This is a genomic window from Mameliella sp. MMSF_3455, from assembly GCF_030733205.1.
Taxonomy (GTDB): Bacteria; Pseudomonadota; Alphaproteobacteria; order Rhodobacterales; family Rhodobacteraceae; genus Antarctobacter.
On the sequence record NZ_JASHJL010000096.1, the window covers coordinates 1 to 2,550 of the forward strand.

Genomic DNA, 2,550 nt, shown 5'->3' on the forward strand with positions numbered 1-2,550 from the left:
TGCCCTCCGTTCGGTTCCAATGGAACCATCATGGCATATGAGATGCCGTTGGTGGGGGCATCCACCGCATCAGTTCATAGCTTCAACGAGAAACATTGGTTGCCGGCCCGGACGACGGTGACCGCTACATTGTCGCCGCAAGCGCAACCGGCGAATAGGCGGGCTGGGACCTCGAAATCGCGCTCTGGACCGATACCACCTGGCTGCGTCTACCGCCGCGGAGCGGTTAGCCCGGATAATTCACGAGAAGGCGGCGGAGGTCTTCCTCCTGAAAACCGTATGTTTGGTGTCGACAACCAAAACATACTGCATTTCAACCGGTTACGCTACCTCCGCCGCCTCTCGTGAATTATCCGGGCTAGGTGTCCACCCCGTGCGTGTTTGAACTCAGCCGCTTTCGGGAGTGTTCCAAATGCTGCCGCATGGCCGTTTCTGCGCACGCGCCATCACCTTTGATTAGACATTCGCAAATACGAATGTGCTCAGGCAACGTGAGATCAAAAGGAACTTCCACTTTCCAAATGATGGCGTGCCGGCTCCACTGGAATTGGTCCCAAGCGCTTTCCAACATCCGTTTTAGGCGAGAATTTCCACAGTATTCCTTGGCCAGTCGGTGAATAAGAAAGTCGACCTCTTCAAGTGCAGCCACACGATCCTCGGGGCGCGCGTTCCCTGCATTCAGGTAAGCGTCGCGTGCTGCCTCCGCAACCTCGCGTGGAATATTCGGCGCGGCCAATCTCACCGCCGCGGGCTCAAGACAGATACGAAGGTCCAGAATTTCCCGGAACGCTCTCTCATCGAGCTTCGCCACAAAGACGCCTCTGCGTGGCGATACTTCGACGATGCCGCTGACTTCGAGGTTCTTTAGAGCATCCCGCAAAGGCGTTGGACTGATCGCCCAACGCTTGGCATACTCCGATATATCAATCCGCTCCCCGGGTTTTAGCGCACCTGAAAATATCTCTTTCTTGAGGGCATCTTTGGCCTGATCAGCCAAAGACACTTGTTGGAATTGCGTTTTTGTTCGTTCTGCCAACTCCGTCTACGCCTTTCTTGTGTACGTCGTTTGCACGTGGTGCAGTTAAACGAACGTTCTTTTTGTCCCCCGTGCGAGGGCTATTTGCTGCTCATTGGTCCGCGTGATGCCGTCATGCGTTGTCGCCTCCGATTTTTTGCGCACCTTGACTTGCCCCAAGATTTTCCTTCGTTCAGGCGAGGGTCATTGTGGATGATCATTGTCGGTATCGGCTGGCCTTGTCTAGGCTCAGGACCCATTGATTTCCGTCTTGCGTCATGATTCATGGCTGGAAAAACGAGCGGTGACATGTCTGATCTCTTCTGGCTGACCGAGGCGCAGATGGCGCGTCTGGAGCCATACTTTCCCAAGTCCCACGGCAAGCCGCGCGTTGATGACCGGCGTGTGCTGAGTGGGATTATCTTCATCAATCGCAATGGGTTGCGTTGGCGCGATGCGCCTGTGGAATACGGCCCACACAAGACACTCTACAACCGCTGGAAGCGATGGAGCGAGAAGGGCATCTTCGCGCAGATGATGGCCGGGTTGGCGGCCGAACACGGCGAAGAGAAGACCGCGATGATCGATGCGACCTATCTCAAAGCCCACCGAACAGCGTCCAGCCTGGGCGTGAAAACGTATGGCCCGCCCCGGGGCAAGCGACGATTGGGTGACGGCGTAATCAGTCTGCACAAACGTATCCGGCATGTCGGCACGATAGCCGCCGCCAAGATGGAGATCCGCGCGTCCCAATCCTCATAAAGGGGCCGGCTTCGAGAGCCATTTTTCGCCGGAGGTTTTCAGGACGCCGATCGACTGTCAGGCCATCTTCCTTTTACCACTCGCAGTTCGTCGCGTCCGAAACTGTCCCAACCGGACGCATGTTCTTCAGTTCGTCGCCAACGGCACAGGGCTGTAAGTCTGCCCGTGGCGAAGGAGCGCCCAGATAGTGCGTGCCATCTTGGCCGCCAGGGCGACGACGACGACATTGGGGTGCGCGCGAGCGAGAAGTCCACGCAGCCATGCTCCAACGGCCGTGTCGCTCTTCACCAACGATGGCATGGCCGATCGCGCGCCTTGGATCAGCATCTTGCGAAGATACCGGCTTCCGCGCTTTGTGATCCCCAAAAGTCTTGGCCGTCCACCGGTGGTGGCTTGGCGGGGCACGAGACCCAACCAGGCGGCGAGGTCGCGCCCCTTGTCGAAAGTTGCGCCGTCCCCGACTGCGGCAACCAGTGCAGTGGCGTTCAGCGCGCCGATCCCGGGGATGCTTGTCAGTCGGCGCGCCCAGACGTCGGTCCGCGCCATGGCTGTGAACTCAGCATCAAAGGCGGCGATGCGACGATCCAGTTCTTCCCAGCGCAACCGCATATCTTTGATCAGGAACGCCATGCGCGGGCTCAGCGAGCTGGCACCGCAATCCAGCAGTTCGCTGAGAAGGAGGCGTAGACGGGCGTGTGAACTGATGCGGTGGATGCCCCCACCAACGGCATCTCATATGCCATGATGGTTCCATTGGAACCGAACGGAGGGCA

At 58.1% G+C, this 2,550-nt stretch carries 1 protein-coding gene and 2 pseudogenes; 1 reads left to right on the top strand and 2 read right to left on the bottom strand.

Annotation, left to right across the window (positions count from 1 at the left end):
* Positions 1-358: 358 nt before the first annotated feature.
* Positions 359-1,036, bottom strand: a complete 678-nt coding sequence (locus RBB42_RS27925; protein ID WP_082024845.1) for a GntR family transcriptional regulator — start codon at positions 1,034-1,036, stop codon at positions 359-361.
* 288 nt (positions 1,037-1,324) lie between these two features.
* Between RBB42_RS27925 and RBB42_RS27930 the strand changes: the two are divergent.
* Positions 1,325-1,669: pseudogene (locus tag RBB42_RS27930) on the top strand (transposase); the annotation flags it as partial.
* A gap of 234 nt (positions 1,670-1,903) precedes the next feature.
* Here RBB42_RS27930 and RBB42_RS27935 read toward each other — a convergent pair.
* Positions 1,904-2,470, bottom strand: a pseudogene (locus RBB42_RS27935) (IS110 family RNA-guided transposase); the annotation flags it as partial.
* Positions 2,471-2,550 lie beyond the last annotated feature (80 nt).